The organism is Bradyrhizobium sp. (assembly GCF_022844465.1).
Lineage (GTDB): Bacteria > Pseudomonadota > Alphaproteobacteria > Rhizobiales > Xanthobacteraceae > Bradyrhizobium.
The window spans coordinates 84,698-108,288 of sequence record NZ_JALHLP010000011.1; the positions used below are offsets into that span (position 1 = coordinate 84,698).

The 23,591-nt window shown below is 62.9% G+C and carries 20 protein-coding genes; 7 read left to right on the forward strand and 13 right to left on the reverse strand.

The window, feature by feature from the left end; translation table 11 throughout:
* Positions 1-22 precede the first annotated feature (22 nt).
* Positions 23-826, reverse strand: a complete 804-nt coding sequence (locus Q0D31_RS16960) for an HAD family hydrolase (RefSeq protein ID WP_291853460.1) — start codon at positions 824-826, stop codon at positions 23-25.
* A gap of 116 nt (positions 827-942) precedes the next feature.
* A complete protein-coding gene (locus tag Q0D31_RS16965) occupies positions 943-3,789 on the reverse strand; it encodes a bifunctional transaldolase/phosoglucose isomerase (protein ID WP_291853463.1) in 2,847 nt (948 codons plus the stop codon).
* 493 nt (positions 3,790-4,282) lie between these two features.
* On the opposite strand from Q0D31_RS16965, the gene Q0D31_RS16970 reads away from it, so the two are divergent.
* The 3 genes from Q0D31_RS16970 to Q0D31_RS16980 are packed head-to-tail and all read left to right on the forward strand — an operon-like array spanning position 4,283 to position 9,058.
* The gene (locus Q0D31_RS16970; protein WP_291853466.1) at positions 4,283-6,226 is read left to right on the forward strand and encodes a PrkA family serine protein kinase; all 1,944 of its coding nucleotides are present in this window, start codon (positions 4,283-4,285) and stop codon (positions 6,224-6,226) included.
* Positions 6,227-6,239: 13 nt separating this feature from the next.
* On the forward strand, positions 6,240-7,517 hold the full coding sequence (locus Q0D31_RS16975; protein ID WP_291853473.1) for a YeaH/YhbH family protein: 1,278 nt from the start codon (positions 6,240-6,242) through the stop codon (positions 7,515-7,517).
* Positions 7,514-9,058: a SpoVR family protein gene (locus Q0D31_RS16980; RefSeq protein WP_291853476.1), complete on the forward strand. Its 1,545-nt coding sequence runs from the start codon at positions 7,514-7,516 to the stop codon at positions 9,056-9,058. The genes Q0D31_RS16975 and Q0D31_RS16980 overlap by 4 nt, the downstream gene beginning before the upstream one ends.
* A gap of 23 nt (positions 9,059-9,081) precedes the next feature.
* Here Q0D31_RS16980 and Q0D31_RS16985 read toward each other — a convergent pair whose 3' ends face one another.
* The 10 genes from Q0D31_RS16985 to pqqA form a co-directional block, all read right to left on the reverse strand.
* Positions 9,082-10,137, reverse strand: a complete 1,056-nt coding sequence (locus tag Q0D31_RS16985) for a 2-oxoacid:ferredoxin oxidoreductase subunit beta (RefSeq protein WP_291853479.1) — start codon at positions 10,135-10,137, stop codon at positions 9,082-9,084.
* A gap of 130 nt (positions 10,138-10,267) precedes the next feature.
* Positions 10,268-12,118: a 2-oxoacid:acceptor oxidoreductase subunit alpha gene (locus Q0D31_RS16990; RefSeq protein ID WP_291853482.1), complete on the reverse strand. Its 1,851-nt coding sequence runs from the start codon at positions 12,116-12,118 to the stop codon at positions 10,268-10,270.
* A complete protein-coding gene (locus tag Q0D31_RS16995) occupies positions 12,088-13,887 on the reverse strand; it encodes an FAD-dependent oxidoreductase (protein ID WP_291853485.1) in 1,800 nt (599 codons plus the stop codon). The genes Q0D31_RS16990 and Q0D31_RS16995 overlap by 31 nt, the downstream gene beginning before the upstream one ends.
* A 242-nt stretch (positions 13,888-14,129) precedes the next feature.
* Positions 14,130-14,798 carry a DUF4286 family protein gene (locus Q0D31_RS17000; protein WP_291853488.1) on the reverse strand — a complete coding sequence of 223 codons (669 nt, stop codon included), beginning with the start codon at positions 14,796-14,798 and terminating at the stop codon, positions 14,130-14,132.
* A gap of 4 nt (positions 14,799-14,802) precedes the next feature.
* Complete coding sequence (gene pip / locus Q0D31_RS17005; protein ID WP_291853490.1) at positions 14,803-15,795, reverse strand: prolyl aminopeptidase; 993 nt, start codon at positions 15,793-15,795, stop codon at positions 14,803-14,805.
* Entirely contained in the window at positions 15,785-16,993 is a 1,209-nt protein-coding gene (gene pqqE, locus Q0D31_RS17010; protein WP_291853493.1) for a pyrroloquinoline quinone biosynthesis protein PqqE, read from the reverse strand. Before pqqE ends, pip begins: the two co-directional genes overlap by 11 nt.
* Positions 16,990-17,301 (reverse strand): pyrroloquinoline quinone biosynthesis peptide chaperone PqqD, encoded by a 312-nt coding sequence (gene pqqD, locus Q0D31_RS17015; RefSeq protein ID WP_291853497.1) that lies wholly within the window; start codon positions 17,299-17,301, stop codon positions 16,990-16,992. The genes pqqE and pqqD overlap by 4 nt, the downstream gene beginning before the upstream one ends.
* A 62-nt stretch (positions 17,302-17,363) precedes the next feature.
* Positions 17,364-18,143 carry a pyrroloquinoline-quinone synthase PqqC gene (gene pqqC, locus Q0D31_RS17020; protein WP_291853500.1) on the reverse strand — a complete coding sequence of 260 codons (780 nt, stop codon included), beginning with the start codon at positions 18,141-18,143 and terminating at the stop codon, positions 17,364-17,366.
* Positions 18,140-19,069 (reverse strand): pyrroloquinoline quinone biosynthesis protein PqqB, encoded by a 930-nt coding sequence (pqqB, locus tag Q0D31_RS17025; protein WP_291853503.1) that lies wholly within the window; start codon positions 19,067-19,069, stop codon positions 18,140-18,142. Before pqqB ends, pqqC begins: the two co-directional genes overlap by 4 nt.
* Positions 19,070-19,190: 121 nt before the next feature.
* Positions 19,191-19,271, reverse strand: coding sequence for a pyrroloquinoline quinone precursor peptide PqqA (gene pqqA, locus Q0D31_RS17030; protein ID WP_200474103.1), 81 nt, complete (start codon positions 19,269-19,271; stop codon positions 19,191-19,193).
* Positions 19,272-19,559: 288 nt separating this feature from the next.
* Between pqqA and Q0D31_RS17035 the strand changes: the two genes are divergently transcribed.
* From Q0D31_RS17035 to Q0D31_RS17050, 4 genes are all read left to right on the forward strand, one after another.
* Entirely contained in the window at positions 19,560-19,817 is a 258-nt protein-coding gene (locus Q0D31_RS17035) for a hypothetical protein (RefSeq protein ID WP_291853505.1), read from the forward strand.
* A gap of 148 nt (positions 19,818-19,965) precedes the next feature.
* Positions 19,966-21,357, forward strand: a complete 1,392-nt coding sequence (locus Q0D31_RS17040; RefSeq protein WP_291853508.1) for an amidase family protein — start codon at positions 19,966-19,968, stop codon at positions 21,355-21,357.
* A 15-nt stretch (positions 21,358-21,372) separates the two neighbouring features.
* Positions 21,373-21,849 (forward strand): glutathione peroxidase, encoded by a 477-nt coding sequence (locus tag Q0D31_RS17045; protein WP_291853511.1) that lies wholly within the window; start codon positions 21,373-21,375, stop codon positions 21,847-21,849.
* Positions 21,846-22,109 carry a DUF3297 family protein gene (locus tag Q0D31_RS17050; protein WP_291853513.1) on the forward strand — a complete coding sequence of 88 codons (264 nt, stop codon included), beginning with the start codon at positions 21,846-21,848 and terminating at the stop codon, positions 22,107-22,109. Before Q0D31_RS17045 ends, Q0D31_RS17050 begins: the two co-directional genes overlap by 4 nt.
* 114 nt (positions 22,110-22,223) lie before the next feature.
* On the opposite strand, the gene Q0D31_RS17055 is transcribed toward Q0D31_RS17050, so the two are convergent.
* The gene (locus Q0D31_RS17055) at positions 22,224-23,576 is read right to left on the reverse strand and encodes a malonyl-CoA decarboxylase (RefSeq protein WP_291853516.1); all 1,353 of its coding nucleotides are present in this window, start codon (positions 23,574-23,576) and stop codon (positions 22,224-22,226) included.
* Positions 23,577-23,591 lie beyond the last annotated feature (15 nt).

Sequence of the window (23,591 nt, forward strand, 5' to 3'; positions counted from 1 at the left end):
TGAAGGGTGTAGCCGCGGCGCGCTACGCAAGCTTCAGCACCGTCTCCACTGCGCGCGCAAAGCCGTCGCGCTCGTTGCTGTCGGTCACATGCGTCGCGCGCTTTTTGATCTCGTAGGCGGCGTTGCCCATGGCGAACGAGACGCCGCTTCTGGCAAACATCGGCAGATCGTTCTCCATGTCGCCGATGGTCGCAACCGCGTCGGTCGAAATGCCGAGCCGTTTCGACAACCCCTCGACGAAGGTGCCTTTGTCATGACCCGGCGGCGTCACGTCCAGATAGTAGGTTTGCGACCGCACCGCGGTGGCCTCCCGGCCAACCGCCTGCTTCATCGCCGCCTCGCAACGCTGCAGCAGCGCGGCATCCGAACTGGCGCCGACGATCTTGCAGGCCTGGCTCAAATGCGGCGCGAAGTCCGCGATGACGGTCGGATGGGCCTTGATCGCATGCTGTTCGGACGCGACGTACTCGCCAGCTCGATTGCGCGTGTACCAGCGGTCATTGGTGAACAGCCAGATGTCGACGCCAAACGCATCGAGCACGTCAAGGCTGCGTTTTGCCACTTCAGGCGCGATCAGGTGCTGTTCAATCGGCTTGAGTCCGGCATCGACGGTCGAACTGCCGTTGAAAGCCCCAATAGGGAGTGCAATCGCCAGAGGTTCGACCAGAAAGCCCATGCCGATGGTAGGACGGCTGGAAACGATGGAAAAGCCGATGCCGGCCGCGTGCAGCTTGCGGACCGCTGCCTTTGCGCCATCGGTCAGGCTCTTGTCATCGGTCAGCAGGGTGCCGTCAACGTCGGAAACAACGAGTGAGATGCGTGCCATCGGGCAGCCAGTTCAAGTAGTGAATGAAGTCTCCACGATCGCATCGATCGCCCGGCGCGTTTGGGTGGCCGACGGGCGAATAGCTGCGTTACGGCGATCTGCATGCCCCGGCTTGGCTAGGCCAGCGCTTCGACAATAGCGGCGTCGAGCGCAGCCAGCGCCGGTCCCAGCTCTCCCTTGAGGTGGACGCGGAGCGCGCGCTTGCCGCGTTCGGTCAGCACGTCGAAATCGCCGCGGGCCTGCGCCGCCTTGATCACGCCGAAGCTGGCCTTCTGGCCCGGCACCGGCAAATCCCGGGCATCGTCGGCGGTAATCTGCAGGAACACGCCGCTGTCAGGGCCGCCCTTGTAGGCTTGTCCGGTGGAGTGCAGGAAACGCGGACCGAACTGAGCGCAGGTCGCCACCCGACGCCCCTCGCGCACCGCAAGCCGCATCTTCTGCAGCGCGTCGATCGTGCCGCCATCGCGTGCGATATAGGCGAGCAGGGCGACATAGTCGCCGCGGCCGGAGCGCGCCAGATGCGCCTTGATCCAGGAGCCGAGGCTGCCGTCGGCGCCTGCCTGGCGAAGCTGGGCTGTGTTGTGCGAGTCGGTATAGAGGTCGACTTCATCGGTCGAAACCACCGGCCGTTCCGCCGGCAGGGCGCCGGTGTTCTCGAACGCCGTTGTCAATTCGCGGGTCTTGATCTTGGCCGCTTCCACATCGGGCTGATTGAACGGGTTGACGCCGAGGACCGCGCTCGCCACCGCGGTTGCAAGCTCAAAGCGGAAAAATTCCTGGCCGATGTGGGCGATCGACTTCACGGCGATGCGGACGACGGGATGTCCGGCCGCTTCAAGCGCATGCAGCCTGTCGTCATGCGCGGCGTCGTTGTCGCCTTCGATCCGGATGTCGATGAAGAGGCGGTCATTGCCATAGAGCTTCGGCTCGCCCAGCGGCTCGCCATCGACCGGAATCAATCCCTTGCCATCCTTGCCGGTGGATTCGGCGATCAACTGTTCGGCCCAGGCGCCGAAATCGGCGAGCTTCGGCGAGGCCGTGATGGTCACCTTGTCGCGGCCTTCGAGACCGGCGATGCCCATTGCGAGCCCGAGCTGTACACCCGGATTTTCCTGCGGCGGTACGTCGGCGCCGCAGGAGCGCACCATCGTCAGCGCGTGCGTGATCAGGCTGCGGATGTCGATGCCGGCCGCCGCTGCCGGCACCAGCCCGAACGGCGAAAGCACGGAATAGCGACCGCCGACCGCGGGATCGCCGTGGAAGATGCGCGCAAAACCCTGCCTGGTTGCGACCTTCTCCAGCGACGAGCCGGGATCGGTCACCGCGATGAAGCGATGACCGGCCTTGTCAGCGCCGATGGTGTCGGCGACGCGATCGAAAAAGTAATCCTTCATCGCGTTCGGCTCGGTCGTGCTGCCGGATTTGCTGGAGACGATAAACAGTGTTTTGGCAAGATCGACCGAGGCTTCCATCGCGCGCACCTGGGCGGGATCGGTGGAGTCAAGCACGCGCAGTTTCGGAAAGCCTGATTTTCTGGCGAAGGTTTCGGCGAGAACCTCGGGGCCCAGGCTCGATCCGCCCATGCCGAGCACGACCGCATCGCTGAAATTCTGTCCCTTCACGCGCCGGGCAAAATCCTCGTAATCCGCAAGGTCGGCGGCGGCGGGGCTGTCGAGCCAGCCCAGCCATTTGTTTTCGTCGTCACCGGTCCAGACCGATTTGTCCTTTTGCCAGAGGCGACGGATCTTGGCCGAAGCGCGCCAATCCTCCGTGCTCTTCGCGACGGCCGTCATCATCCGCTCGCCCAACGCCAGCTGCTGTCGGTCGATGCCGCTTCCGAGGAAGGCCGCGCGCTTGTGCGCGACCGCGCCATAGAGCCTGTCGGCGGCATCAGCAAATTGCCTGACGCCGTCCTTCACCAGTTCGGCGGTGATCGCGTCGAGCACGATGCCGGATCTTTCGAGTTCTTCCAGCGCATGCCGGGCGCCATCGATGTTTTCCTCAAGGCTGTCGCGCGGCTTGCCGTGGTCGCGGAACGCGTCGAGCGTGGTCGGCGGCACAGTGTTGATGGTGTCGGGGCCGATAAGCTCCTCGACATACAAGACGTCGCTGTAGTCCTTGTTCTTGGTGCCGGTAGAGGCCCAGAGCAGGCGCTGCGGCCTGGCGCCCTTGCGCGCGAGCTTCTCCCAGCGCGGGCCGGCAAACAGGCGCTTGTAGTCCTGGTAGGCAAGCTTGGCGTTGGCGATGGCGATCTTGCCCTTCAGCGCGTTCAGCCGCGCCTTCTCGCCGGGGTCGTTGGCCCTGGCGACCTGTTCGTCGAGTTGCTTGTCGACCGCGCTGTCGATACGGCTGACGAAGAACGAGGCGACGCTGGCGACAGGCGCGGGATCGCCACCGCTGGCGACGAATTTCTCCAGGCCGGCGATGTAGGCCTCCGCAACCTCGCGATAGACCGCTTGCGAAAACAACAAGGTGACGTTGACGCTGATGCCTTCGCCAATCAGGTGTTCGATCGCCGGCAGGCCCTCCGGCGTCGCCGGCACCTTGACCATCAGATTGCGGCGCTTGACGCTCTTCCAGAGCCGCTCGGCCTCGACGATGGTACCTTTGGTATCCTTCGCCAGATAGGGCGAGACCTCGAGGCTGACAAAACCGTCGCCGCCGTTCAGCGTGTCATAGACCGCGCGCAGCACGTCGGCGGCGTTCTGGATGTCTTCGACTGCGAGCGCCTCGAATATCTCGGCGACTTCCCGGTCGCCCTTGCGCAACGCCTGGCCGATCGCACCGTCATACTCGTCCGAGCTGCCGATCGCTTTTTCAAAGATCGATGGATTCGAGGTCACCCCCTTGACGCCGTCGGTCTCGATCAGCGCCTGGAGGTCACCCTTGGCGACGAAGCCGCGGGCGAGGAAGTCCAGCCATACCGACTGGCCGTGTTTTTCGAGTGCTTTGACGGGATTCATGATGCCTGTTGGGTTAGATCGATTGGTTTTTGCGGGTTTTGGGCAGCTTTCGGGGGCGAGGGGGGAATGTCAACAACGGGTTGAACGAGTTGCCGACGGATTGAGGCAATCCGTGGACCGTGCCGCGCGCGTCGATTTTCCATGGAAATCGCAGAACTCCGGGGGGTGCGAGGAACGAGTTCCATCAATCCGAGTTCTTGGAGTCTGGTCAAGACAGGACCGTGAAGCCAAGCGATTCCTAACAAATCGTTAAGACTCACGATCGGGTGATAATCAGGCTCAATGTTGCGGGACAGTTACATAGCGAGAGAATTCGACCGTAACAATACTAGGATCACGCTTCTAGCATGACTATTGCATTGCGTGACTGACTCCGTCGCGTGTCCAATACAGCCATGTGCTGTTGCTGATTCGCGATCGGGTGCTGGTGCGCCGACGGTGATGAACTCTGCCGGCGCGTCCAGCCATACAACTGACCATGGAGAGAGGGATCATGTACAACGATTCTCTGTTCAATGCGTTTGTTCGGTCCTTCGAAGCGCGAAGCCAGACCGACATGTCGATGGCTGAATATCTGGAATCGTGTCGAAGCGATCCGATGCGATATGCCAACGCCGCCGAACGGTTACTGGCAGCGATCGGCGAGCCTCAGATGATCGACACCGCCAAGGACGCTCGCCTTGGCCGCATTTTCCTCAATCGCACGATGCGGGTTTATCCGGCGTTCGCCGGCTTCTACGGCATGGAGGAAACCATCGAGCGCATTGTCGGGTTTTTCCGGCACGCAGCGCAGGGCCTCGAGGAGCGCAAGCAGATTCTTTACTTGCTCGGACCTGTCGGCGGCGGAAAGTCGTCGCTTGCCGAGCGCCTGAAGGCGTTGATGGAAGTTCATCCGATCTATGTCCTGAAGGCCGGCGACGAACTCAGCCCCGTCTTCGAAAGCCCGCTCGGCCTGTTTGATCCGGACTCGCTGGGGCCGATGCTCGAGGAGAAATACGGCATTCCGCGCCGCCGCCTCAACGGGCTGATGAGTCCATGGTGCTACAAGCGCCTCGAGGCCTTCGGCGGCGACATCTCGCAATTCCGCGTCGCCAGGATTCAACCGTCGCGGTTGCGGCAGATCGCGGTAGCCAAGACCGAGCCCGGAGACGAAAACAACCAGGATATCTCTTCGCTGGTCGGCAAGGTCGACATCCGCAAGCTAGAGACCTTCGCCCAGAACGATCCCGACGCCTACAGCTATTCCGGCGGGCTCAATCGGGCCAACCAGGGCGTGCTTGAATTCGTCGAGATGTTCAAGGCCCCGATCAAGATGCTGCATCCGCTGCTGACGGCGACGCAGGAAGGCAACTATATCGGCACCGAGAATATCGGCGCCATTCCGTTCACCGGCGTCATCCTGGCCCATTCCAACGAGTCCGAATGGCAAAGCTTCAAGACCAACAAGAACAACGAAGCCTTCATCGACCGAATCTGCGTCGTCAAGGTGCCGTACTGCTTGCGCGCCACCGAGGAACAGAAGATTTACGAGAAGCTCATCCAAGGGTCCGAACTGGCGACCGCGCCTTGCGCGCCGGCGACGCTGGAAACGCTGGCGCGGTTCTCGGTGCTGTCGCGTCTGCGCAAGCATGAGAATTCGACCCTGTTCGCGAAGATGCGGGTATATGACGGCGAAAGCCTGAAAGAGTCGGATCCAAAGGCCCGCAGTGTCCAGGAATACAAGGACGCCGCCGGTGTTGACGAGGGAATGGACGGCGTCTCGACGCGGTTTGCCTTCAAGGTTCTCGCAGCGACCTACAATCACGACACGACCGAGGTCGGAGCCGACGCGGTTCATCTGATGTACACACTGGAGCAGGCGATCCGCCGCGAGCAGCTTCCCGACGAAGTCGAGAAACGCTACCTCGAATTCATCAAGGCCGATCTGGCTCCGCGCTACGCCGAGTTCATCGGCCATGAGATTCAAAAGGCTTATCTCGAGTCCTATTCCGATTACGGCCAAAATCTGTTCGATCGCTATGTCGATTACGCCGACTCCTGGATCGAGGACCAGGATTTCAAGGATCCCGATACAGGTCAGCTGCTCGACCGCGAGCTCCTCAACCAGGAACTGACCAAGATCGAGAAGCCGGCTGGCATCGCCAACCCGAAGGACTTCCGCAACGAGGTCGTCAAGTTCTCGCTGCGCTCGCGGGCGCAGAATGGCGGCAAGAATCCGTCCTGGACGAGTTACGAGAAGATTCGCGAGGTGATCGAAAAGCGGATATTCTCCCAGGTCGAGGACCTGCTGCCTGTCATTTCATTCGGCTCGAAGAAAGACGGCGAAACCGAAAAGAAGCATGGCGAGTTTGTCGCGCGCATGGTCGAGCGCGGGTATACCGAGCGTCAGGTCCGGCGGCTCGTCGAATGGTACATGCGCGTGAAACAAGCGGGGTGAGGCGGATACGAAAGTGACCCTCCATATCGTTGACCGGCGGCTCAACCCCGGTAGCAAGAGCCTCGAGAACCGCCAGCGCTTCCTGCGCCGCGCCAAGGCGCTGGTGCAGGGGGCGGTCAAGAAGTCCTCGCAGGATCGAAACGTCAAGGACGTCCTGGAAGGCGGCGAGGTGAGCATCCCGGTCGAGGGTATGGATGAGCCGCGTTTCCGCCGCGATGGCGGGACGCGCGACATGGTTCTGCCCGGAAACAAGAAGTTCATTGAAGGCGACATTCTGCCGCGCTCCGGCCAGACTGGCGGAAGAGCAGGCGGTCCCGGCGAGGGCGACAGCCAGGACGCGTTCCGCTTCGTCCTCAGCCGCGATGAGTTCGTTGATCTGTTCCTCGACGATCTGGAATTGCCCGATCTTGCCAAGCGGAAGCTTGCGGAAGTCGAAAGCGAGGGAATTCGCAGGGCCGGTTATACAACTTCGGGTTCGCCGGCGAATATTTCGGTGAGCCGAACCGTTGCGCGGGCGATGGCGCGGCGGGTAGCGTTGCGGCGGCCGCGGCCCGAAGAATTGGCAGCGCTGGAAGCGGAGATGGCGACTTGCGACGAGGTCAGGCGGGTCGAACTGCTGGCCGAGATTGCGGCGTTGAAATCCAAAATGCACCGGATCCCTTTCATCGATCCGATCGATATCCGCTACCGGCGCTTCGAGGCGGTGCCGAAACCGGTGGCGCAGGCCGTGATGTTCTGCCTGATGGATGTGTCGGGCTCGATGAACGAGCACATGAAGGATCTTGCCAAGCGATTCTACATGCTGCTTTACGTCTTTCTCAAGCGACGCTATCGCCACGTCGAAATCGTCTTCATCCGGCATACGGATCGGGCCGAGGAAGTCGACGAGGATACGTTTTTTCATGGACCGGCCTCGGGCGGCACGCTGGTATCGAGCGCCTTGCAGGCGATGCACGACATCGTCAGGTCGCGGTTTCGGCCCGCCGACTGGAATATCTACGCCGCGCAGGCCTCCGATGGGGACAATTCCCACGCTGACGGCGAAGTCGCAGGCCGGCTGCTGACGGAGATGATCCTGCCGGCAAGCCAGTTCTTTGCCTATCTGGAGGTCGGCCAGGATGGCGGGATGATGTATGACATGCCCAATTCGTCGTTGTGGACGCTCTATGAGCGTCTGCGCGCGAACGGCGCGCCGCTGTCGATGCGCAAGGTGCGCGAGCGCAGCGAAATTTTTCCGGTATTCCACGACCTGTTCCAGCGCCGTGGACAGCAGGAGAGGGCCGCCCCATGACCGCGACCGACCAACTGCTTTTCAGGGGCGCCGACTGGGATTTTCCGGCGCTGCAGCGCGTCCATGACGCCTGCGAGGGGATTGCGCTGAAAGAACTCGGCCTCAACGTCTATCCGAACCAGATCGAGGTCATCACAGCCGAGCAGATGCTGGACGCCTATTCCTCGGTCGGCATGCCGCTGTATTACAAGCACTGGTCATTCGGAAAGCACTTTGCCTATCAGGAGGCATCCTACCGCAAAGGGCTGATGGGCCTTGCCTACGAGATCGTCATCAACAGTTCGCCGTGCATCTCCTATCTGATGGAGGAAAACACCGCGACGATGCAAACGCTGGTGATCGCGCACGCGGCGTTCGGTCACAACCATTTTTTCAAGAACAACTATCTCTTCAGGCAATGGACCGATGCCGACGGCATTCTCGACTACCTCGAATTTGCCAAGAGCTATGTGACGCAGTGCGAGGAGCGCCACGGCCGGCAGGCGGTCGAGCAGACCTTGGATGCCGCGCATGCGCTGATGTCGCACGGTATCGACCGCTATCCCGGCAAAAAGAAGCTGGACCTGCGTGCGGAGGAAAAGCGGGCCGGAAAGCGTCGCATGCACGAGGAGGGCACTTTCAACGATCTGTGGCGAACCGTCCCGAGCGGTCCGGCCAAGAGTGATGTGTTGCTCAATGTCGGGCGTCGCCAGAATTTGCTCGGCTTGCCGCAGGAGAATCTGCTTTATTTTCTGGAGAAGACGGCGCCGCGGCTGGCGCCATGGCAACGCGAGTTGCTGCGTATCGTGCGGCACATCGCGCAGTATTTCTACCCGCAAAGCCAGACCAAGGTCATGAACGAGGGCACCGCGACCTACGTTCACTACCGAATCATGAACCGCCTGCACGAACAGGGGCGGATATCCGACGGCAATTTTCTCGAGTTCCTGCAGTCGCATACCAACGTCGTGTTCCAGCCGGACTTCGACAATCCCCACTACTCCGGCTTCAACCCCTATGCGCTCGGCTTTGCCATGATGCAGGATATCGAGCGAATCGTAACCTGCCCTGACGAGGAGGATCGCGAATGGTTCCCCGACATCGCCGGGACCGGCGACGCCATGGCCGTGCTGCGCAGCGTTTGGACGGATTATCGCGACGAAAGCTTTATCAGCCAGTTTCTCAGCCCGCGGCTGATGCGCCATTTCCGCATGTTTCACCTGCACGACGACCCCGCGGAGAGCGCCGGCATCCTGGTCGATGCCATCCACGACGAGCGCGGCTATCGCCGGCTTCGCCGCGAACTGGCGCGGCAATATGACGTCGGTTTCATCGACGCCAACATCGAAGTCGTCGATGTCGACCTGGCCGGCGACCGCCGTTTGATGCTTCGCCATGTGGTGCTCAAGGGCGCGCAACTGAGCGAGGTCGACGCCAGGCGCGTGCTGCAGCACCTCGCTGACCTCTGGAGCTACGACGTTTCGCTGGTCGAGGTCGATGCCTCAGGCACGGTGCTCAAGGAGCATGTGGCAAATCCGCGGAAGCTCGCCGCCGCGGCTTGAACGTCCGGTAGCCAGCGATGCCTCTAGCGCAGGCTGGCGTTGATCTTTTCCAGCGCCGATGTGCCGGGGCACAGATCCTTGGCCTCCAGCCTGTTCAGCGGCGTCTCGACGGTATCGAGGTGGCTGTGCAGGTCGTCGGAATCCGGGTCGACATACAGCAAACCGGTCACCACCTGGCCCTTGGCGGCATGTTTCTGCAGGAAGGTCATGGCCGCCAGCCGGTCATTGGCATCGTAATCGGCGTCGATCTTGCGCAGCGCCAGCCGCGTTCCGTCATGCTGATCCACCACCTGCACCGAGCCTGGCGCGTAATCGACGGTGATGGGTTCTCGCCCCGTGATCACGTCGAGACGGTTCACCGCTTCGTTGTGTTCGCGGACATAGTCGAAGCTCTTGGTCGAGCCGGCGTGGTTGTTGAAGGCGATGCAGGGGCTGATGACGTCGATGAACGCCGCGCCCTTGTGCCGGATCGCGGCGGATATCAGCGGCACCAGTTGGGTTTTGTCGCCGGAGAAGCTGCGCGCCACGAAGCTGGCGCCGAGTTGCAGCGCGATCGCCACCAGGTCGATGGCGTTGTCGGTGTTCATCACGCCCTTCTTTGACTTCGAGCCACGGTCGGCGGTGGCGGAGAACTGGCCCTTGGTCAGGCCGTACACGCCGTTGTTCTCAACGATGTAGGTCATGTTGACGCCGCGCCGGATCGAATGCGCGAACTGGCCGAAGCCGATCGAGGCCGAGTCGCCGTCGCCGGAGACGCCGAGATAGATCAGGTCGCGGTTGGCGAGGTTGGCGCCGGTCAGCACCGACGGCATGCGACCATGAACCGAATTGAAGCCGTGCGAGTTGCCGAGGAAATAGTCCGGGGTCTTCGACGAGCAGCCGATGCCGGAGATCTTGGCGACCCGGTGCGGTTCGATCGACAGTTCGTAGCAGGCCTCGATGATCGCGGCCGTGATCGAATCGTGGCCGCAGCCGGCGCACAGGGTCGAGATCTTGCCCTCGTAATCCCGGTGGGTGTAGCCGAGTTCGTTCTTCGGCAGGCCAGGATGATGGAATTTAGGTTTTGCAATGTAGGTCATTTCTGCACCTGCGATTCCAGCCTCGTCATGGCCGGGCTTGTCCCGGCCATCCACGTCTTGGCCGAGAAAAAGGAAGGCGTGGATGCCCGGCACAAGGCCGGGCATGACGCCGGAGGGATCAACACATCGGTCATGACACAGCCTTGCGAAGAGGGGTCACTTTCAGGTGGTCCTGGTGGTCGCCGATGGAATTAGCGATGAAGCGCGCAGTGATCGGCGTGCCGTCATAGTGCAGGATCGGCACCAGCCGGACCGGGTCGATGCCGTTCTCGTTGACAATCAGCTGGCGCAACTGGGCATCGCGGTTCTGTTCGACCACGTAGACGAAATCGTGATCCGCAATGAAGCTCGCCACGCTGGAGTGGAACGGGAAGGCGCGGATGCGCAGGCGGTCAAGCTGATGGCCGCGCGCTTCCAGTAGCCCGATCGCCTCGTCCATCGCCGGCGAGGTCGAGCCGAAATAGATGACGCCGTACTTGGTCGGTTTCGCGGCGTTGGCCTGCAACGGCCGCGGCACCATGTCCTGTGCGGTCTCGAACTTGCGCACCAGCCGCTGCATGTTGTCGGCGTAAACCGCACCTTCCTCCGAATAGCGCGCGTAACGGTCGCGCGACGTGCCGCGGGTAAAGAACGAGCCCTTGGTCGGGTGGGTGCCCGGATAGGTGCGGAAGGGGATGCCGTCGCCATCGACGTCAAGATAGCGGCCGAAATCGCGGCCGGGCTCGTCGAGCATTTCGGCGGTCATTACCTTGCCGCGGTCATACTGCCTGCCGTCATCCCACTTCAGCGGGCGGCACAGCCGGTGGTTCATGCCGATGTCGAGATCGAGCATCAGGAAGATCGTGGTCTGCAGCCGCTCGGCGAGGTCGAAGGAAGCCGCCGCGAATTCGAAGGCTTCGGCCGGGTCTTCCGGAAACAAAAGGATGTGTTTGGTATCGCCATGCGAGGCGTAAGCGCACGCAATGATGTCGCACTGCTGGGTTCGGGTCGGCATTCCGGTCGAGGGGCCGGCGCGCTGCACGTTCATGATGACGGCTGGAATCTCCGCGAAGTAGGACAGGCCGATGAATTCGGTCATCAGCGAGATGCCGGGGCCGGACGTCGCGGTGAAGGCGCGCGCGCCGTTCCAGGACGCGCCGATCACGATGCCGATCGAGGCCAGTTCATCCTCGCCCTGCACGATGGCGTATTTCGCCTTGCCGGTCTGCGGATCGTGCCGCAGCTTCTTGCAATGGGCGCCGAACGCATCCGCCAGCGAGGACGACGGCGTGATCGGATACCAGGCGCAGACGGTAGCACCGCCATAGACGGCGCCGAGCGCAGCCGCGCTGTTGCCCTCGATGAATATCCGCTCGCCAACCTTGTCGGCCTTCTTCACCCGCAGTCCGAGCGGGCACTTCAGGTTTTGCAGCGCCCAGTCGCGGCCGAGATGCAGCGCGTGGACGTTGGAGGACAACAGCTTTTCCTTGCCCTTGTACTGTTCGCCGAACAGCTTCTCGACCAGCTTCGGATCCATATCGAGCAAGGCGCAGAGTGCGCCGAGATAGATGATGTTCTTGAACAGCTGGCGCTGGCGCGGATCGGTATAGGTCGAGTTGGTGATCGCGGTCAGCGGCACGCCGATCACGGTTATGTCGGTGCGGAACTTCGACGACGGCAACGGCTTGGTCGAGTCGTAGAACAGGTAGCCGCCGGTCTCGATCGAGGCGACATCCTTGTCCCAGGTCTGCGGATTCATCGCCACCATCAGGTCGACGCCGCCGCGGGCGCCGAGATGGCCGGCTTCGGTGACGCGCACCTCATACCAGGTCGGAAGCCCCTGGATGTTGGAGGGGAAGATGTTGCGCGGGCTGACCGGCACGCCGTGACGCAGGATGGCGCGGGCGAACAATTCATTGGCGCTCGCCGAACCCGAGCCGTTGACGTTGGCGAAGCGGACGACGAAGTCGTTTACGCTGCTGATCGGGCTTTGGACTGACATGTTGATCCCGCATAGGTCATATCGATGAGATATTTCTGCATGTCCCAGGCGCCGGTGGGGCAGCGTTCGGCGCACAGGCCGCAATGCAGGCAGACGTCCTCGTCCTTGACCATGACGCGCCCGGTCTTGAGGCCGTCGGCGACATACAGGTCCTGGTCGCGGTTGGGCGCGGGGGCCTTCAGCCGCTGCCGGAGGTCCGCTTCCTCGCCGTTCTCCGTGAACGTGATGCAGTCCATCGGGCAGATGTCGACGCAGGCGTCGCATTCGATGCAGGCGGGCGCCGAGAACACCGTCTGTATGTCACAGTTCAGGCAGCGTTGCGCCTCGCCGAGCGCGAGTTTGACGTCGTAGCCAAGCTCGACCTCGGTACGGATGTCCTTCAGCGCGATCACCTTGTCGCGATGCGGCACCTTGTAGCGCTTGTCGCCGGAGACGTCGTTGTCGTAGCTCCACTCGTGGATGCCCATCTTCTGCGAGGAGATCTGCACCTCGGGAAGCGGACGCTCGGTAATGTCTTCGCCCGAAATCATCTTGTGGATCGACAGCGCGGCATCGTGGCCGTGCGCGACCGCCCAGATGATGTTCTTCGGACCAAACGCCGCGTCGCCGCCAAAGAACACTTTCGGATGGGTCGAGGCGAAGGTTTTCTGATCGACCTGCGGCATGCCCCATTTGTCGAATTCGACGCCGCAGTCGCGCTCGATCCAGGGAAAGGCGTTTTCCTGGCCGACCGCGATCAGCACGTCGTCGCAAGGGATGGTCTGGTCGGGCTCGCCCGCGGGCACTAGGTTGCGGCGGCCATTCTTGTCGTATTCAGCCTTCACCTTCTGGAAGGTGACGCCGGTGAGCCTGCCGTTGTCATGGGTGAACGCAACCGGCACCATGAAATTGAGGACCGGAATATCCTCGTGAATCGCGTCTTCCTTTTCCCAGGGGCTCGCCTTCATCTCCTCGAAGCCGGAGCGCACGATCACCTTGACGTCGTCGCCGCCGAGGCGGCGCGCAGTGCGGCAGCAGTCCATCGCGGTGTTGCCGCCGCCCAGCACGATGACGCGCTTGCCGATCTTCTCGACATGGCCGAACGACACCGACGACAGCCACTCGATCCCGATATGGATGTTGGCGGCGGCTTCCTTGCGGCCCGGTATGTCAAGCTCGCGACCGCGCGGCGCGCCGGAGCCGACGAAAATGGCGTCGTAGTTTTTACCAAGCAGCTCCTTCAGACTGTCGATGCGATGGCCGCCCTTGAACTCGACACCGAGGTTGAGGATGTAATCGGTTTCCTCGTCGATCACCGCGTCCGGCAGCCGGAACTTCGGGATCTGGCTCCGCATCATACCGCCCGCCCTCGGATCGGCATCGAACACGGTGCAATGATAACCGAGCGGGGCGAGGTCGCGCGCCACCGCAAGCGAGGCCGGGCCGCCGCCGACCAGCGCGATGCGTTTGCCGTTCTTTACCGCTGGCTTCGGCATCCGGTGTCTGACGTCGTCCTTGAAGTCGGCGGCGACGCGCTTGAGGCGGCAGATCGCGACCGGCGTTTCCTCGACACGGCCGCGGCGGCAGGCGGGCTCGCACGGGCGGTCGCAGGTGCGTCCCAGAATTCCGGGAAACACGTTCGATTTCCAGTTGATCATGTAGGCGTCGCTGTAACGCCCCTCTGCAATCAGACGGATATACTCGGGAACTGGCGTGTGAGCGGGGCACGCCCATTGGCAATCGACTACTTTATGAAAGTAGTCTGGCGCCGAGATGTCAGTCGGTTTCATTCCTACCATGTCCGCGCAATTTCAAGGAAAGCGCGGCCTCATTTTTGCCTGCGAACGCCCAGTCGGCGCTGTTGCGGATTTCGAATTGGATCATAGGCTTATGTTACTAGAGCCATTCAAGACTTCGCACAAAGGCAATTTTGCGCGAGCGTCGGCCCCCAAATGCATGGGCGCCTGTTGTTAACGTCTCAGCGCTTATGCGGCAGTGCAGCATGTGCGGCGCAGAAACAACGAACGCAGCCTTAGCCGCCGAGATCGCTCTTTGCGAGGTCCCACATCAACCGGTAAACGCCACTTGAGATCGCGGTTGGCGTAAGTGTGACATTGCCGGTCAGCCGCGCCGCCGCGGGCGGAACCGCGCCCACATCGGTGGCGTCAATCAACACGAACCAGTCGCCGGCACCGGGATTTGGCGCGGACGGATCGTTGGTGATCGGCTTGGACAATGCCAGGTCGCTCTCGATCAGGTGCATGGAGACGATTCCGTCGAGTTCGGCCGGATTGAGCAGCTCGCGCAGCACTGAGCGCAGCTTTTCTTCGCTGCCGGCCGTGGGACGCAGCCTGACGATGCCGAGTGCGGCGCCACGGCCGGTGCCGCGGCTGACCGTGATGCGCGCGACCGCGCGTATCATGTCCTTGAAGCGCCCGATGTTGGCCTTCGACCACGCCGTCTGGTTGGCCAGCGCGGCGCGATAGGCCGGACTGTCCAGCACCTCGAACGTCCTGGTCGAGTACAGGCTGAGGTATTTCGGGTTGCCTGCATGCGCGACATAGCGGCGCGCCTCGAGGAAGCCTTCGATTGCGACACGCTCCTCGAGATGTTCGCGGTCGTACCAGCGATTGAACTCGGCCTCGTCTGAGGCGGCGATGTTCATGGAGGTCAGCAGCATGCCTTTTCCGGCCAATGGCATTTCTTTAGTCCTGTTTGTTGATTTTGGAGGCCATGTCCGTGATCGCCTTCATCACGGCGTCGCGGACACCGGGGTCATACAGGGTGTGCCCGGCACCTTCGGCAACGCGAATTTCGGCCGCAGGCCAGACGGCCGCGAGCGCGTGCGATTTGGCGGGTGGGCACAACAAATCGTAGCGGCCTTGCACGATGATGCCCGGAATATCCTTCAGCTTGCCGGCGTCGCGGATCAGCTGGTTCGGCTGCAGGAAGCAGCCGCTGGAAAAGTAGTGCGCTTCCATGAACGGCGTTGCCGGCAAGTTACGTGACGAGTGCAGCGCCGACAGATCGATTCTCGTGCGGCTTGGCGCGTGTTCGGACAGGATGCGCTCGGTCTCGCCCCAGGCCCGCGCCGCCGGGCCATGCACGGCCGCATCGGGATCGAGGATGCGTCGAAAATAGGCCTGCAGCGGTTGGGCGCGCTCGGTCTCCGCCAGCACGCTCAGGAAGTCGTCGTAGAGGTCGGGATAGAGACGCGGCAACACATTCAGGAAGGCGGTTTCGATTTCCGCGATGGTGCCGAGGAAAGCCGCGCGCAGCACGATGCCGGCGACGCGCTCGGGATGCGCCTGTGCATATGCCAGCGCCAGCGTCGCGCCCCACGAGCCGCCGACGATCATCCAACGCTCAAATCCGAATTTCCCGCGGATCAATTCCATGTCCGCGACCAGATGTGGCAATGTGTTGGCGTCGCGGCTGCCCCTGGGGCGGCTGCGTCCGGCGCCGCGCTGGTCGAACAGCACCGCATGGAAGCGCTCGGGATCGAACAGCCGGCGATGGTCTGGCTGGCAGCCGCTGCCCGGTCCGCCGTGCAAATAGACCGCGGGAACGCCGCCGGCGCGTCCAACGCTTTCAACATGGATATCGTGGCCGTCGCCGACGGCGAATTGTTCCGACGTCAGCGGGGCAAACGGATCGGCGCGCTTGATGGATGTGCCGGCATCGGCGTCAGGCGCCATGTTCGCCTTCCGTCTCCAGCGTGCCGCCGGCGAAATTGCGATAGAGGAAGCGATTTTCTCCGGCGGCGGCTTCGCGCTCGGCGTCCTTGAATATCTGCTCGTGCATCGGTGACAGCGTGCAGGCCGGATCGGTATTGCCGGCATCGCCGGTCAGTGCAAAAGCCTGGCAGCGGCAACCGCCGAGATCGACTTCCCGGTACTCGCAGCTCCTGCATGGCTCCTTCATCCAGCCGGTGCCGCGATAGCGGTTGAAGGCCTCGGAGTTCTGCCAGATCCAGGCGATCGAACGGTTGGAGCGCACCGAGTCGAATTCAAGCCCGGTGATGCTTTCGGCGGCGTGGCAGGGCAGGATCTTGCCGGCGGGTGAAATGTTGAAGAACTGGCGTCCCCAGCCGCCCATGCATTTCTTTGGCCGCAGCGCGTAATAGTCCGGCACCACATAGTCGATCGCAAGCGTGCCCTTCAACCGCATAGCGGCGTCCTCGACGATGCGGCTGGCCGCTTCGATCTGTTCCTGCGTCGGCATCAGCGCGGCGCGGTTCTTCAGCGCCCAGCCGTAATACTGGACATTGGCGATCTCCAACCGATCGGCGTCGAGACCGACCGCCATCTGGATGATGTCGGCGAGCTGATGCAGATTCTGGCGGTGCATGACGGCGTTGACCGTCAGCGGCAGATCGAGTTCGCGGGTCCATTTCGCGGCCTCGATCTTTCTCTCATGCGCGTTCTTCAGTCCGGCGACGCGGTCGGCGACGACCGGCTCGTTCCCCTGGAAGCTGATCTGCACGTGGCAAAGCCCGGCATCTGCCAGCGCCGACAATTTCTCCCTGGTCAGAAGCACCGCCGACGTAATGAGATTGGTGTAAAGCCCGACGTCGGTGGCATGCCGCACCAGCTCGACCAGATCCCTACGCGCGGTCGGCTCGCCGCCGGAGAAGTGAATCTGAAGCACGCCGATTTCGGCGAGCTCGCCTAGCACCTTCTTCCATTCTTCGGTCGTGAGTTCGCTGCCGCCGCGGTCGAGTGCGACCGGGTTGGAGCAATAGGGACATTGCAGCGGGCAGCGATGCGTCAGCTCGGCCAGCACCGCGAGCGGAATGCCGAAGGTTTCCGCCGTCGAGCGCCGCTGCTCAAGTACAGCGAGCCCATCAGGGGGAGCGGCGCTGGCTGCCTTGCCGTCGGCGAAAGCGTTGCTCATGCGGTGTTCTCGCGCGCTTCGGTCAAAAAGCCCTTGTCGGCGAGATCCTGCAGCATGGCGATGACGTCGGTTGAGATCGCCTCGCGCGGGGCGGCGTATTTGGCGGCGAGCTGATCGACCATGTCGGCGACGCTGCGGGCGCCGTCGCAAAGCTGCAGTACTTCGACCGCGATCTCGTCCGGCGCCAGCACGCGTTCCGGCGCCAGGATCACCCAGACCTGCCGCGTCTCATCGAATTTCAGCCGGGTGTGGCGCGGCAATTTCGGCCGACTCGTCTCCCTGACGCTGATGTTGCGGCTTGACGCCATCCAATCCCGGTTCCCGCTTGTCAGTTTCGCTCTATTAGTTTGGGTCCATCATTTTCAGCCCATCAATTTGCCTGCGGCACGAATGCGCCGGGCGGAATGTGGCCCTCGACATAGGCATGATACAGCGCGTCGAGCTGAACCCATAGCACATTGGTCTTGAAGATCAGCGCGTTGCAGACCGCCTCCCGCTCCGCCGGCGTCTGGGCGTGGGCCTTGACATATTCCAGCGCGAAGCCGGCGTCGCGAGGGGCCTGCGTCAGGCGGCGGCTGAAATAGCTCATGATCTCAGGATTGACGAAATCATAGTGCTGCAGCATGCCCGATATGCGCTCCTCATGCAGATCAGGTGCAAACAGTTCGGTGAGCGAGGAGGCGATCGCCTCCAACGGCGTCTTGTCGCGGCAGAAATGCACGTAAGCCTCCACCGCAAACCGCGTTGCGGGCAGGATGCCTTCGGTCGATTCCACATAAGCGCTGTCGAGTCCGAGCCCCTCGGTCAGCTTGAGCCAGCGTTCGATGCCGCCTTCCGTACCGGCATCGCCGTCATGATCCTCGATCCGGTGCCGCCATTCGATGCGGGTCGCGCGATCGCGGAACCGCGAGATCACCATCGCGTCCTTTAGCGGAATCGTGCTCTGGTAATAATAGCGGTTCAGCGCCCAGGCCTGCACCTGGCCCTTGCTGAGCTTGCCGCCGTGCAGCAGGCGGTGAAAGGGATGCAGGTTGTGATAGCGCGTCGCGCCGATATGGCGGAGCATCGCTTCCAGCTCCTCGGCGCTGCGCAGGATGACGCCCTTGCCGATCGACAGCGCGGTCATTCCGGTTGTGGCCACGGCGTTCACAGCGTGATCTCCGTTCCGTCGGCGGGGATGTGCCAGCCCGCCCGTTCGACGATCCCGCGCTCGTCCGAACCGCGCAGCAGCGCCGGGTTGGAGTTGTTGATGTGCAGGAACACCTTCCGGCCGATATCGAGGCCGGCCAGGCTCTCGATCGCCCCGTGATCGCCCGACATCGAAATATGACCCATGCCCTGTCCCGTCTTGGTGCCGAGGCCAGCGACGATCAGTTCATCGTCGCGCCACACGGTGCCGTCGAAAAACACCAGCGCTGCGCCCGAAAGGCGCGACTTCAGATCTTCCGTGACGCGCGCGCAGGCGGCGAGGAAATAGAAATACTTTCCGCTCGTCTTGTCCAGAATCCGCAGGCCGAGCGTATCGCCGGCAGCATCGCCACCCGAGGGGTGCGCCTTGCCTTCCAGATACCACGCGCCCTTGCCGGGAACCGCGAAGGGAAGAATTTCCATACCCGACGGGGAACCGTCGGGCAACGCAGGCTCGAATGCCTGGTCCACCTCGATTGGCAGGCGCTTGACGGTAGCTTCGTTCAGAACGTTGAAGATGCTGTTGGATTTGATGATCGCAAGCACCCGCTCGTGCGCGTAGAGCGTGAAGGGCGAGCCCTCGCGCATCGATAGCAGGCCTGCGACCGCGTCGATTTCGCCATTGGTCAGGACTACGCCGGCGATCGGGCTGTGCCTGAGCAGCCCCGCTTTGGGGTGAAGCTGCGGCGTCGCGATCAATTGCTGGCGCAGGTCGGGCGAGGCGTTGACGAGATACCAGTGCTCGCCATCGGCGCTGACCGCGATCGAGGCCTGGGTGCTCTTCAGTTCAGGATGGTCGCTTCGCGCCCTCAGGCACACCCGACATCCGCAGTTCCACTGTGGAATGCCGCCGCCTGCGGCGGCGCCCAGGACGACGATGCGAAGCATACCCCGTCTCCTGGTCTCAAGCTTGCGGCACAACCGTCGCAATCACGCCTCGGCGCTGACGCGTTCGGGAACGTGTCAGCCCCGGAAGTTCACCACGTGGTGTATGAGCCGACCCTGCCGCTTACTTGCGGGTCGCGCACACGTACATGTTGATTTCCATGCCGACAGGCACTTCGACGATTTTCGGTGCTTTCCAGGCCATTTGGCGCTCCTCTGCTATGAGATCAACCCAGCGAACGATGACAAGCTACCCCGGATGAAAAAGTTCGCCAATGAAATCTTTCGTCACCCCCCGGTTGCCAACGCTGCGTCGCAATACGATATGGGTCTCTGGATATTGCAGTCAAAAGACCGTGGGATCCGGCGTTTGGTGATTGCCATGAGCGCCAGGCAGGGCTCTTCTGGATCAGAGGAGCGGTAGCGCTCGATATCAGAAGCTTGTAACGGGGGCCCGGTTCAGGGGTTCCAATCGAGGCCAGGGTTCCCGCCGATGCCACGCTATTTCTTTAACACCCGTATCGGCGACGAGCTGATTTCCGACCCCGATGGCGAAGTGCTGGGGGATCCCGACCGCGCCTGGGAAATGGCGCGCGCCATGATCCGGGAGCTCCTGAAGACCGATGGCGCCGACGGCGCGCTGTTGAATGCGACCATCGAGGTAACCGACGACGAGGGCGAGATCGTGCTCGAGTTTCCGTTCACGGAAGCGATCCTCGATACCCCAGGCAATTCCGTTACTAAGCACTGACGGCGCGACGCCTTCTTGCATTGTCCGCCCGGTCAACGCGCCGGTTGCGCGGCTTCAGACCAGTATCTGCTCTTTAGGGCCGGGTTCGCCGCCGCTGGCGTTGCCGCGGGGACAGCGCTACAACGGCAGCCATTAAAGGGAGTTTTGCATGCAGGAGCTCTGGCGGCTGTCGGCTCAGGAAATGGCCTCGCTGGTCAGGTCAAGGAAAGTCTCGGCGAAGGAGGCGGCGACGGCGGCGCTGGCCCGGCTCGACGCCGTGAACCCCAAAATCAACGCCGTCGTCGATCACAACGCGGCGGAGGTGCTGGCGCAGGCTTCCGCGATCGACGCGGCGATCGGGCGCGGCGAGGATGCCGGCCCGCTGGCCGGCGTCGCGGTCACGGTCAAGGTCAATATCGACCAGCAAGGCTTTGCCACCACCAACGGGCTGAAGCTGCAGCGCGACGTGATCGCCACGCGCAACAGTCCCGTGATCGACAATTTGCAGAAGGCGGGCGCGATCATCCTGGGGCGCACCAATTGCCCGGCGTTCTCCTATCGCTGGTTCACCACCAACCTCATGCATGGCGACACCAAGAACCCCCGCGACCCCTCGATTACGCCGGGCGGCTCGTCCGGCGGCGCGGGGGCTGCGGTCGCGGCCGGCATCGGCCATATCGCGCATGGCACCGATATTGCCGGATCGATCCGCTATCCCGCCTATGCCTGCGGCGTGCATGGCCTGCGGCCGACCATCGGGCGCATCCCGGCGTTCAATGCCTCGCTAGCCGAACGGCCGATCGGGCCGCAGATCAGCGCGGTCTCGGGCCCGCTGGCGCGGACCATCGGCGATCTCAGGATCGCGCTGGCGGCGATGTCAGCCAGGGACGCGCGCGATCCCTGGTGGGTGCCGGCGCCGCTGGAGGGGCCGGCAAGCCCCAGGCGCGTCGCGATGTGCCTTAACCCTGACGGACTCAATCCAGTTGCCGAGGTGAAGGCCGCAATTGCCGATGCCGGCAAGCGACTGCAGCGTGCAGGCTGGGAAGTCGAGGAAGTCGCCGACACGCCGTCGCTTCGCGAGGCGGCCGATCTCCAGACCAAGCTCTGGCTCGGCGACGGCTATGAGGCGCAGCTGGAAGCCGCCGAGCGCGAGGGCGATCCCGGCGCGCTCGCCTGCCTGCGCGGCAACCGGGCAAACGTGTTTCCATTCGACCTGTCCCGGACGCTGACGCGGCGGGCGACCTTGACGCGCGAATGGCTGGCGTTCCTTGAGAAATACCCTGTCTTGCTGATGCCGGTATCCGGCGAACTGCCGTTTCCCGATCAGCTCGATCGCAAGGATGAAGCGTCGTTCGCGCGGGTCTGGCGCGCGCAAACACCGCAGATCGCCATTCCCTTCATGGGCCTTCCGGGACTGACGGTTTCGACCGGGCTGGTGGGGCGCATTCCTGTCGGCGTCCAGCTTGTCTCGGGCCGCTACCGTGAGGATCTGTGCCTTGCCGCCGGCGAGGCGATCGAGGCGGGCGGCACGCCGTCGGCGGCGATCGATCCGTTCGGCTAATCTGGAGAGCGCACGATGCCGGGCATTCATGAATTTTCGGCCAAGTCGCTCGCCGGCGAACAGGTTCCGCTGAAGCGGTTCGAGGGTCAGGTGCTGCTCATCGTCAACACCGCGAGCGGCTGCGGGTTCACGCCGCAGTACAAGGGCCTCGAGCAACTGCATCGCGATTTTTCGCCGCGCGGCTTTGCAGTGCTCGGCTTCCCCTGCAACCAGTTCGGCGGCCAGGAGCCGGGCGACGCCAAGGCGATCGAGGCGTTCTGCGAAACCAGGTATGCCGTGACGTTTCCGATGTTCGACAAGGTCGACGTCAATGGCAGCCAGGCGCATCCGCTGTTCGAGCATTTGAAGAATGCGAAATCGGGACTGCTGGGTTTGTCGATCAAATGGAATTTCACCAAATTTCTGGTCGATCGGTCGGGCAGGGTGGTCGGGCGCTACGCCCCGACCGCGACCCCCGAGAGCATCAGAAAAGACATCGAGGCACTGCTGTGAGCGAAACCGACAAGGCGACCAACGACCAGTTTCCCGACCGCCTCTCGGTCGATCCGAACAGCCCGTATCACAATGCCGAGATCCTCGCGCGCGACGTCGGCATCCGCTTCAAGGGCGTCGAGAAGACCAATGTGGAGGAATACTGCATCAGCGAGGGCTGGGTGCGCGTCACCGCCGGCAATGCCAGGGACCGCCACGGCAACCCGCTGACCCTCAAGGTCCACGGCCCGGTCGAGCCGTATTTCCGCGATAAGACGTGAGGTGCTCTACTCTCATCTGTCGTTGCGAGGAGCGATAGCGACGAAGCAATCCATGCTTCCTTTGCGGCACGATGGATTGCTTCGCTTCGCTCGCAATGACGTTTCTAAACCAGCCTAGGACAGCCGCATATCCAGAAGCCGCCGGCCCTCGGTCTTCAGCAGTTTCTTCACTGCGCTGGAGGCGGCGATCTCGCCTTGGTTGGCGTAGGCCTCGTGGTTCTTCTCGATATCGTCGAGCCGGTAGAGGTAGTTGACCATGATCCCTGCGGATTCGCGCAGGCCCTTGGGCGAGAGGTCGCCGAGCCAGTCGATTTTCTCCAGCCGCGCGCCGTTGCCGATGTGGAAGCGCGCCACCGAATCGATCAGCCGGCCCTTTGCCGTGCGCGCTTTGAGGAAATAATGCGCCGCCAGCGGCTCCAGCACGGCGCGCAACTGCGCGGTCAGTTCCGCATTCTCGAACCAGTCCGGCCGCTCGAGGTTTTCCAGCAGCGTGCGCTCCTCGTCGCTGAGCGGAACGTCGGCGGCCTGTTTCAGCCATGGCATGAAGCCGGGCACCGGCGACAGCGTCACGAAGGTGTCCAGCCTGGGCAGTTCGCGCCGCAATTCCTCGACCACCTGCTTGATCAGGAAGCTGCCGAACGAGATGCCGCCAAGGCCTTTCTGCGTGTTCGAGATCGAATAGAACACGGCGGTGCGGGCGCGTTCGGGCGGCACCGGCTGGCGCTCGGCGGCGAGGAGCGGCGCGATCGCGGTCGGGATCGTCTCGGTGAGGGCGACCTCGACGAAGATCAGCGGTTCGTCGGCGGACTGCGGGTGGAAGAATGCGTAGCAGCGCCGGTCGACCGGATCGATGCGGCGGCGCAGGTCGTTCCAGTCATGAATTTCATGCACCGCTTCGTAGCGGATGATCTGTTCCAGGATATTGGCCGGCGTCGACCAGTCGATCCTTCGCAGCACGAGAAACCCCCGGTTGAACCATGACGACAACAAATGCACGACATCGCGGTCCAGCGCAGCCAAATCCTTGTTGTCCTTCATCAGGGCAAGCAGGTCGGCGCGCATTGCCACGAGGTCGCTGGTGCCGCCGGGGGCGCGATTGAGCCGGCGGATCAGCTCCTGGCGGCGCGGTTCGGAAGCGAAATGAAGGTCGCTGGCGTCGGTGTCGTTTGGCTGCGCCCGCCAGCTCTCAATCACGCGCGACAGCTTCTCGCGGTCGGGGCCGTAGTCGCGGGCCAGCGCTTCGAAGAATTTGAGCCGGCCGGCGGCGTCGAGGTTGCGGTAGCGATCGAGCACGTCGCGCGCCATCGCGGTGCCGGACGCCTCGCCGCGGCCGGATAACAACGCCTCGCACCGCTCAAGAAGCTCCGCGGCGTCCTGCCGGGTGTCCGAGGGGCCGCCCCGCCGCAGCAGCGTGCGGCCACGCTCCGATATCGTCGAGAGCAGGTCGGAAAAGAAGGCGTTGGCCATGAGGCAGGTCGAATC

What these genes read in the sequence shown, in the direction of transcription:
- Q0D31_RS16960 (WP_291853460.1), bottom strand. Translation starts at nt 826, where the DNA reads ATGGCACGCATCTCACTCGTTGTTTCCGACGTTGACGGCACCCTGCTG.
- Q0D31_RS16965 (WP_291853463.1), bottom strand. Translation starts at nt 3,789, where the DNA reads ATGAATCCCGTCAAAGCACTCGAAAAACACGGCCAGTCGGTATGGCTG.
- Q0D31_RS16970 (WP_291853466.1), top strand. Translation starts at nt 4,283, where the DNA reads ATGTACAACGATTCTCTGTTCAATGCGTTTGTTCGGTCCTTCGAAGCG.
- Q0D31_RS16980 (WP_291853476.1), top strand. Translation starts at nt 7,514, where the DNA reads ATGACCGCGACCGACCAACTGCTTTTCAGGGGCGCCGACTGGGATTTT.
- Q0D31_RS16985 (WP_291853479.1), bottom strand. Translation starts at nt 10,137, where the DNA reads ATGACCTACATTGCAAAACCTAAATTCCATCATCCTGGCCTGCCGAAG.
- Q0D31_RS16990 (WP_291853482.1), bottom strand. Translation starts at nt 12,118, where the DNA reads ATGTCAGTCCAAAGCCCGATCAGCAGCGTAAACGACTTCGTCGTCCGC.
- Q0D31_RS16995 (WP_291853485.1), bottom strand. Translation starts at nt 13,887, where the DNA reads ATGAAACCGACTGACATCTCGGCGCCAGACTACTTTCATAAAGTAGTC.
- Q0D31_RS17000 (WP_291853488.1), bottom strand. Translation starts at nt 14,798, where the DNA reads ATGCCATTGGCCGGAAAAGGCATGCTGCTGACCTCCATGAACATCGCC.
- pip (WP_291853490.1), bottom strand. Translation starts at nt 15,795, where the DNA reads ATGGCGCCTGACGCCGATGCCGGCACATCCATCAAGCGCGCCGATCCG.
- pqqE (WP_291853493.1), bottom strand. Translation starts at nt 16,993, where the DNA reads ATGAGCAACGCTTTCGCCGACGGCAAGGCAGCCAGCGCCGCTCCCCCT.
- pqqD (WP_291853497.1), bottom strand. Translation starts at nt 17,301, where the DNA reads ATGGCGTCAAGCCGCAACATCAGCGTCAGGGAGACGAGTCGGCCGAAA.
- pqqB (WP_291853503.1), bottom strand. Translation starts at nt 19,069, where the DNA reads ATGCTTCGCATCGTCGTCCTGGGCGCCGCCGCAGGCGGCGGCATTCCA.
- pqqA (WP_200474103.1), bottom strand. Translation starts at nt 19,271, where the DNA reads ATGGCCTGGAAAGCACCGAAAATCGTCGAAGTGCCTGTCGGCATGGAA.
- Q0D31_RS17035 (WP_291853505.1), top strand. Translation starts at nt 19,560, where the DNA reads ATGCCACGCTATTTCTTTAACACCCGTATCGGCGACGAGCTGATTTCC.
- Q0D31_RS17040 (WP_291853508.1), top strand. Translation starts at nt 19,966, where the DNA reads ATGCAGGAGCTCTGGCGGCTGTCGGCTCAGGAAATGGCCTCGCTGGTC.
- Q0D31_RS17045 (WP_291853511.1), top strand. Translation starts at nt 21,373, where the DNA reads ATGCCGGGCATTCATGAATTTTCGGCCAAGTCGCTCGCCGGCGAACAG.
- Q0D31_RS17055 (WP_291853516.1), bottom strand. Translation starts at nt 23,576, where the DNA reads ATGGCCAACGCCTTCTTTTCCGACCTGCTCTCGACGATATCGGAGCGT.